1 protein-coding gene is annotated in these 405 nt (G+C 74.8%); it reads left to right on the top strand.

Features of this window, described 5'->3' with window-relative positions; genetic code table 11:
• Window positions 1-25: 25 nt before the first annotated feature.
• On the top strand, window positions 26-405 hold a 380-nt coding region (locus ACE026_RS00135; protein WP_486036903.1), incomplete at its 3' end, for a hypothetical protein.

Below are 405 nucleotides of genomic sequence, written 5' to 3'. Positions count from 1 at the left end.
CCCCGCGATCGCGGGGGGTGGGGGGATGCTCGCGATGCTGGCCCCGGGGTTCGCCCAGGCCGGCACCGCTGCTCATGCAATCAGCGCCCCTGCGGGCGCTGCATTGCTATGGGCGGCAGCCCTGCTCGCCGCCGGCACGACCGTGGCGTGGGTGCTGGGTCGGCCATCGGCGCAGGCCCGCTGGCCGCGGATCGGTTTCGGCCTGGCGCTGCTGGCGGTGATGGTCGCCCTGGCACTTCAACTGGCGGCCGACCTCGGCAGCGGGCACAGCGCGCTGCAGCTGCGTTTCGGCCGGCATGTCGCCAGTGCCGACACCCAGCCGACGCGGTTTGGCTGGGTGATCGCCTGTTATCTGGCCGCGCTCGCGGCCAGCGGCTGGGGCGCCTGGCGCCTGTTGCGGCGGCG

It is taken from the genome of Stenotrophomonas sp. AGC87 (genome assembly GCF_057333975.1).
The sequence above is the reverse complement of the archived record's forward strand: the minus strand, read 5'-3'. Positions and strand labels throughout refer to the sequence as shown.